This is a genomic window from Massilia sp. LXY-6, from assembly GCF_051233485.1.
Taxonomy (GTDB): domain Bacteria; phylum Pseudomonadota; class Gammaproteobacteria; order Burkholderiales; family Burkholderiaceae_D; genus Telluria.
Genome location: NZ_JBKFGF010000063.1, coordinates 42,079 through 49,716, shown reverse-complemented (window position 1 = coordinate 49,716; position 7,638 = coordinate 42,079). Strand labels below are relative to the sequence as shown.

Here is a 7,638-nt window from a genome sequence, read left to right as displayed (position 1 = left end):
TCACGTACTAGACGGACTGCGCGCTCCCGGACTTCCGGCGAAAATTTGCTTGGCTTCTTGTTCATAGCTCCATTCTCTCAAGAGTTGGAGCCTCCATCAAATCCGGGGCGGTTCACCCCTCTGCTTAACCCCAGATCAGGATCCGAACGAATCTTTCCGCGTACGTCTCGAGGAGGACCTTGAGGAAATGTGCAGCGACGGCGTGCCCGTCGACGCGATTCTTGTCGGCGGGGACATTGCATACAAGGCCCACTCCGACGAATATGCGGCCGCGAAGGACTGGTTGCTGCGTGTGGCTGACATTTGCTACTGTGACCCGTCACGCATCTTTACAGTGCCCGGGAACCACGACGTCGATTGGACCATCTGTGCGCTGCCTCCTGTTTCCAACGCACAAGATGCCATCGTTGCCAAGAGGACCTTTCATGAACGGGATGCCGCTTTGAGGCGTCAACTGGAATATGCTGAATCCGCACGGCACCTGTACCAGCCGCTTGCCGCGTACAACGACTTCGCCGCGCAGTTCAACTGTAACCTCTTCCATGGCCGTCCCTTCTGGGATGAAACTTTGGAAATCAACGGAGGCGTAAAGCTTCGGATATTTGGACTTAATTCGACTATCGTCTCTGGAGGCGGAGGCCGGGATCGCGAGCCCGGCCACTTATTCTTGGGTGCTACGCAAACTGTATTAAAGCCCGAGCGGGACGTGATAGCACTCGTGCTCTGCCACCACCCGCCGAAATGGTTTTCTGACTCCACCGAGGCAGAGAACACTATCGACGCACGGGCGAAACTCCAATTTTTCGGTCATGAGCACAATCAGCGTTGCACCCGCCCGCCAGAATACATGCGTTTCCACGCTGGAGCCGTGAACCCAGAGCGTGATGCATTAGGGTGGCAACCTGGTTACAACCTTGTCGATCTTCACGTAGAAGGCGAAGGAGCGGCACGAGCGCTCAAAATAGAGGCGCACATGCGGCAATTTCAAGCAGCGCCGGCTGAGCTGTTCATTCCATACCGCGACCCTGCTACAAAGGCGGACGTTTGGCGACATTCGATCAGCATTCCCGCAGGACGGGCCCAAAGAGCGCGGGCAACAACCTCGACCACGTCGGTTCCGGCTGCTGCAGAAAGTCCGGAGGGGGCTCACCAGTATGAGACGAAAGTGGCCGCTGCATTACACGCGGCGTTCGAGGTTTCAGCCAATCTGGACGGCTCTCTGCCACAGTTGGAACAGCTGTCAGAGGTCAAGATGCCGGAACCATCTACGGAAAATCTTGTTTTCCGATTTTGGCAGTTGAGTGCCAAGGATATGCGTGAAATCGCAGTAGGACTTGGGCTTATCAATAAAGCCGACTTGGATTTGCCTCCGCCTCAGCGGTACTACAAGGCGATGGAGGCCGCGAAGGACAAGGGATTGATTGCCGAACTGGCTGGACAGATTCAGAAGCACGAAAAGAACAAATAACGCGAGGGCAAAATTGCAAAATGAGTTCGCTGGCTGGTATTCCAGCCTGTCGTTCAACGACGACGCAAATTACATCGCCAAACGGTGGGCGTCTGTGGAAAAGCTGATTGGGGAAAGCGACGGAAGTGACCTTGAGCTCCTCATACAGATCGCTTTCCGCATCAAAGTGCAGACGGGATCGGCTGAAGTAGCTGCTCTGCGCAGCAAACTATCCGGAGACTTGGGGTCTCCCGGCGATGAAGAATTTGCATTGTTGGCTGCAGCCGCGCTCGCGTACGAGATGAACGCTGACTCCGATGAGGCCGCTTTGGCCGCGACTGCAGTATCCACGGCTTCTTGCGCCGGTCTCAGGCCCGTTAAACAGCCGATGGACTTACTAGGCATCAGCGAAAACGTCTTGCGGCGCATGGCAGAAACATCCCGCCGTCGGCCGGCACTGGAGGCGCAAAAGCCGCCCAAGTCGACCTTGGATCCGAATGAGGTAACCGCGTTTGTAAGCAAGGCTAACGGTGGTGAACATGGTGAGGCCGCGCAGGCCATCGCGACGTCTACGAATAAAATCCTTAGCGGCCTCGCTAAGCGGCAAGCATCGTTCGAAGCCGCCGTCCAGAGATACGTCCTAGTACAAGATGAGGAACTCGACATACTTTGGTGGTTGCTGGGTAATCATTGCAATGACCTTGGCTTGAGTTTCTCGGAGATACCTCCCGAGCAACGCCCGCTGGCAATTGCCCGTGAACTCGCCAGGTTGACCACAGTGCTCCCTGGCCCAAGTGCGGTTACTTCGCTTCTAACACGTGCAGGCGTGTCGGCGGCACCACGTCTTTCCATCGCAGCTGCAGTTCAAGGCATGCCTGCGAAATGGCTCGCCGAGGCATTGGGGCAGTTCTCCATCGGTCAATCTGACCGGTACACGAAGCCGATCCTATTTGCGTTCGTACGTCATCAGGAACTGGAAGGTAATGATGGTTGGATTCAAGGCTGGAGTAAGCTGACGGGCTTAGATCAAGCGACTGAGTTGGGCCCGTTGCAGCTCGCGGAGACTGCCTATCGCGAGTTCGTTCTGGCCAAGCTCGGGTGACAGTCATGGATGTTGTAACGGAGGCATCACCCCATCAGTGCGCCAATCCAGACTGTCAGGTTGCTATGGATGGCCGATGTGTCGAAGGGGTTTCAGACCTCAAGCTATGCCCTCATTATGGCCGAGCTGTCCTGATTATTGAAGATACAAAGTCAGAGAGCGCTGCAGCCGTGAGCCGTGGATTAAGGCTGCCTGATGCCGATGCACTGTCCGTTACCGGGGCCCAGACAGTTCTCAGAAACCAGGCTTGTAGCGTGATTGCCATCATTGGGCCTCATGAGTCGGGAAAGACTAGTCTGATCGGTGGTATCTATGACCTGCTTCAGTACGGGCCTGTGGGCGGATACGTCTTTGCTGGGTCTACAACGCTACATTCATTCGAGCGCGCGTGTCACGATTCCCGTACCGCCTCGAACCGCGAAGAACCTCATATGGAGCGCACGGCAACAGGGGAAGCAACCTACTTCCATCTTGATCTTGTGCAGGCGAAAGGTCGGAGTAAGCGTGCCGCCCTGTTCGCAAATCGCGCTGGCGAAGATTATATGGACACACACAGCGATCCTGACCTAGCAAAGAGCTTTGTAGAATTACGTCGATCCGACACACTGACCTTGCTGGCCGATGGAGTCAAATTATTGGACGATAGAGAGCGCCATCTAGTCCGTGAGGACATCTGCCAGAGCATTCGAGCTTTCCACGAGGCGGGACAGACCCGGACATGGCAGCGTCTAGCTGTCGTGTTGACGAAGGTCGACGCTGTTCGCCAGAATCAGGAAAAGTGTCAGCGCGTTTTACGTCACTTCGACAGTATCGTGATGGACGTCCGCGAGCAATTCTCGAATGATTTCGTGGAGATTCAAGCATTCCAAGTGGCTGCTTCGCCGAAGAATGAAATGGCAGAGCGAGGTGAAGGTATGGTTGAGCTCTTGAGCTATTGGATGTCTGCTCCCGGTTGCGGCCACGTTAAGGTGGGCCCTATGATCACAGTACCTCTACGCTCCTTCGGGCGCTTGCGCCCGACAATATCGGGAGGCCTTGATGAATAATGAGGCTGTTGTCGTATTAGGACTGCCAGCATCTGGGAAAACAACTTTCCTTGCTGCTCTGTGGCATCTTTTGTCTGCGCGGAAAGTGCCTTCAAGACTAAGTCTCGTCAAGCTGAAAGCAATGGAAGCTGAGCATCTTAAAGAAATCACTACTCGTTGGCTACACGCAAGGAAGCAGGAGCGGACGTTCCAATCCAAGAACCGGACAGCGGTAATCTCGTTGAAGACGACAGAGGGCCAAGAATGTCACCTTTCATTTCCGGATATTGCCGGTGAAGCGTTCGCTCAGATTTGGGAGTCTCGTGAGTGTGATACTGATGTAGTAGACGCGCTCAAGGCCCAAGGAGTAATGTTGTTTATTCATTCAAGCAACATCAACTACCCAGGCTGGATTTCGGACGACACGAGGCTCAGCAAGCAACTGGGCATCACTCGTAAGCCCGGAGAACCAATTCCATGGGAAGCCCGATTTGCTCCAACTCAGGTGCAATTAGTTGACCTGCTGCGTTGCCTTCAGGAAGGCCCACTAAATGTTGGTCCACGAAAACTTGCGGTGATTCTTTCTGCTTGGGACTTGGCGGAAGGTGAAGAAAAAACTCCCGAGAAGTACCTTGAGGCGCACTTGCCGCTGCTGCATCAGTATTTAAATTATGGGCTGAACGCGTCTTGGCAATTCAAGATCTATGGAGTGAGCGCCCAAGGTGGTGAATACGATGGCGATAAAGATGAACCCTGTGCTGATGCTCAACGCATGAGGGACCTCGACGTGCCATCTCATCGTATTAAAGTTGAAGCTAGCGGTTCGTCTTCCAACGATCTGACTGAACCACTTTTTTGGCTCTTAGGTTAGGGTCATCTGTGCAGCTAAAAGTTCATCAGGCGCTACATGGCTACTCAGATGGTCATCGTCAACTAGCTTGCTCCGCAAGGGTTGGTCCTAAAGATACACGGCTAATGCTTGTGATGAGCGATGTCTCTGGCCCAGGAGTCGCGCAGAGTGGTCTGGCATACCTAACTGGATACCCATTACAGGAGTCCGGCTTTTACGCGCTGTCGAAGACGTGGCCAGCGCCTGAAATGCCACGACCGGGCTGTGTGTGGACCCACACATATTAATTGGTTTTACAGACTTAGCGGCCTTGGGTGCGCCTTCCTTGCTCGCGAGCCTCTTTCAGCGGCCCTCACTCGGGGATTTGGAGGTGTTTGGCCGTGAGGTGACCGCCGACATATCGTCACGCATTCAACGTCCGTTTGCCCCAAATGAAAAGAAGTGGTTTGCGATGCTTGCTACAGGTTTATACGAGCATCCAACAGAGCAAATTTGGGCGCGGCGCGCTCCAGGAGTAGATGCTGAAGATGTGATGCTTCGTTTATGGGATCAGCAGTGGCCTCGATTGCGGCGTTCATTCAAATTCTGCACGCTTACTACCAGAGATCGTTCGCAGGAGCCTATCCAGTTTGATCTCCAACTTACTCACGGCGGTGAACAGAGCGTACGGCTTCGTTTCGCTTCAACAATGGATGGCTTCGAAGCCACTACGACTTCTGAAGGGCTATGGCTCGAGAGTTTGGTACGCGACGCTAATGAACCGCATCAGACATCACTTCGTCCGATGCTTCGCGAACTTGGTCTTGATATGCTCGGCGGTCGTGAAACTATGAAGCCAGTTTGCGCGCTGCATGCTGCCTTTGATGCACCTGTTCAGCTTGGCCTGCCGCTGGCAATAGACATGGTTCAGTCTGTGCCGCCGCTATCAAACTCAGAGCTAGCCAAGACAATGGTAGTTCGCTATGCGCTGGGTGTTAAAGATATTTTACCTGACGAGTCATTGACATTTGTTCTCGAGCATCTTGATGTGCTCTCGAATGAGGAGCTATTTGCTTACGCAGATGTCTTAGCCCAAGCCCTGTGGAAAAGGAGCCCACGAGCCTTTATCCAATTTAGCCATGATGGAAGCGAGCAGCTTCGAGTAGCAACCCGGGCCGGAGCGAAATCAATAGCACGGAGTGCAGTGATCGAAGTATTGTCGCAAGTCGCCGACCTTGTCGAACCTTTACTGGATATCTGGCCACAACTCGCCACTGAGCGCCAGTTTTGGGCTTCTACACAGGCGTGGCCGTCGACTATCGCAATCAAGGAGCGAAACCTTCTGAGCATTGACGTCCTGCGCGCAATGGTATTAGGGTTACGCGAGGAAGGGGCGATCAATTCCGCCCTCCATATAGCTCGTGTGCCGTTTGCCTTGACGTGTGTGCAGGAGCTATTGAACGAAAACGGCAAGCATGAGATATCTCAGTTGCAGCGATGGGTACGCTTCGCTTGCAATAATTCTGAGGGAGTTGCGGAATTCCTGGCGCAAGTGTCGGCTCCAGCCCAAGAGATTTTGCAACTAATTGCCGGTGTAATGCTTCCCGACGCGATTCCTAACGATCGCGGTGCGGACCCTTGGCTATTGGCACTGACGGCGCAACGAGCAAGTGAAGGAAGATTGCCGGCGGACCTTTGTGTATACGGGTTCCGTAGAGCGTTAGGCTGGCGATCTAGAAGCGTCGAGCAATTGCTCGTACTTACGTTCGAACCGCTGCATAATGCGGCATTGCACAGTGCAGTGCCTCAGGAATCTTGGAATCTTCTTGAGGGCGCTTTACCTTGGGTATCGTCCAGCAAGAAAAAGGACGTCGCCCGCCGTCTTAGGCAGGCAGTGGCCAAGAAGTGCGTTGACGAGCGTATATCGCCAGAGGGCTTTTTTTCACTAACATCTACCGAGTCTTTGCTTATAAGTTTATTCGATGAAGTATGGGAGGTGTGGGGCGGCTGTAATTATCTGCGACAATTGGAAGATGCTCTTCAAAGTTCAGCTCCAAAGTCTGTTCTTCACCGATTGATCCGTAACTATGTTAAGCAGCGTTCAAAGTTTTGGTGAAGTGCCGGCCGATGCTTCTATTTCACATTTGCTACAAGCTTATTTTATAGAGACCGCCGGGTATGTTGCCTAAACAGGGCGTGAACTTTAGATGATCCGTGAATCGGTAGATAATCAGGTGCATAATCTTAGAAGCAATGTTTCAGCCGCAAGGTTGTGAAATTTAGCCTTAACCGAAAGGCGATACTAGGCCCTAATCTGCCATGCAAATATCTCTTAGGAGGGGATTTTTCCTACTATAAATGGCGGACCTGGCTTTTCCGTGCGGCTCAGCATAATAGGGCTGCTAGACTGAGAAAATGCAGATTATTGCAATAAGCGGAGGTTGATTCCGTGCATAATAATTACGCCGTAAGGTTAATCTAAATCCTTGTTATTATGATGGTGGGTAGGCGCACTCTCTTTGTTGCTTGTAAAATTTAGTAGAAAAATACCTAAGGCCCGGTTTAAAGCGAACAGAGGTTGTTGACTGATTTAATAATTATTATCCATAACTTGCTGTCAACTGGACAGTCTTTGTCCTATACGATTCTTGACGTAATCGATTTGAGCGTTAAACGATTACTTTAACAAATTGTGAACATCCGCAATGGGCCGAAGCAGGCTTTGGTAAAAACCTTGCTGCATCTGTACTGACAACCGGTTCTCAGGGAGAAGCTAAATGGCCCAGTGGGCACCCTGGTGGGTAGCCTGAGAAAAATGTCTCCATTTTCATAGACAAACTACTGCTGACACCGCTTCCGCCATTGGGTTGCCTAACCCTCTTTGAATTTAAAGTAGTTTTTTGCGTCCTGTTCAGAGGCGACAAAAAGGCTACAAGTTGGTCCTGTAGAGCTACAGCCTATGCTGTGGCTTTTTTTCTTCCGATATGCGCCGGGGTAACGCTTTCATTGCGACGGCTTTTTTTGCTTGTGTATATCGTATGTATAGACGTACATGTAACCAACATCTCCCGCCCGGTTATTGTGGTTTCTGATCAGACCTCTATCCGGGCACCTCGGCCTTGCGCTGACTTGCTCAGCGATTGCTTCTATCCCCAAGTCTCCCAAGGTTTCGTGTCGGAAAAACTTACACTTCTGGTAAGTTCCGGCAGTAGACATCCACTAAGTCATTGATAAA

At 52.3% G+C, this 7,638-nt stretch carries 6 protein-coding genes; all 6 read left to right on the top strand.

Going from position 1 to position 7,638, the window contains the following annotated elements; translation table 11 throughout:
• Positions 1-187 precede the first annotated feature (187 nt).
• From ACI48D_RS23480 to ACI48D_RS23455, 6 genes are read left to right on the top strand one after another with little or no spacing between them, the layout of a single operon-like run.
• Positions 188-1,468, top strand: coding sequence for a metallophosphoesterase (locus ACI48D_RS23480; protein WP_435573655.1), 1,281 nt, complete (start codon positions 188-190; stop codon positions 1,466-1,468).
• Positions 1,422-2,549 (top strand): GTPase-associated system all-helical protein GASH, encoded by a 1,128-nt coding sequence (locus ACI48D_RS23475; RefSeq protein ID WP_435573654.1) that lies wholly within the window; start codon positions 1,422-1,424, stop codon positions 2,547-2,549. The genes ACI48D_RS23480 and ACI48D_RS23475 overlap by 47 nt, the downstream gene beginning before the upstream one ends.
• A gap of 5 nt (positions 2,550-2,554) precedes the next feature.
• Positions 2,555-3,595, top strand: a complete 1,041-nt coding sequence (locus tag ACI48D_RS23470) for a TRAFAC clade GTPase domain-containing protein (protein ID WP_435573653.1) — start codon at positions 2,555-2,557, stop codon at positions 3,593-3,595.
• The gene (locus ACI48D_RS23465) at positions 3,588-4,445 is read left to right on the top strand and encodes a TRAFAC clade GTPase domain-containing protein (RefSeq protein WP_435573652.1); all 858 of its coding nucleotides are present in this window, start codon (positions 3,588-3,590) and stop codon (positions 4,443-4,445) included. Before ACI48D_RS23470 ends, ACI48D_RS23465 begins: the two co-directional genes overlap by 8 nt.
• Positions 4,446-4,453: 8 nt before the next feature.
• Positions 4,454-4,711, top strand: a complete 258-nt coding sequence (locus ACI48D_RS23460; protein WP_435573651.1) for a hypothetical protein — start codon at positions 4,454-4,456, stop codon at positions 4,709-4,711.
• Positions 4,712-4,749: 38 nt separating this feature from the next.
• Positions 4,750-6,519: a hypothetical protein gene (locus ACI48D_RS23455; RefSeq protein WP_435573650.1), complete on the top strand. Its 1,770-nt coding sequence runs from the start codon at positions 4,750-4,752 to the stop codon at positions 6,517-6,519.
• Positions 6,520-7,638: the final 1,119 nt, after the last annotated feature.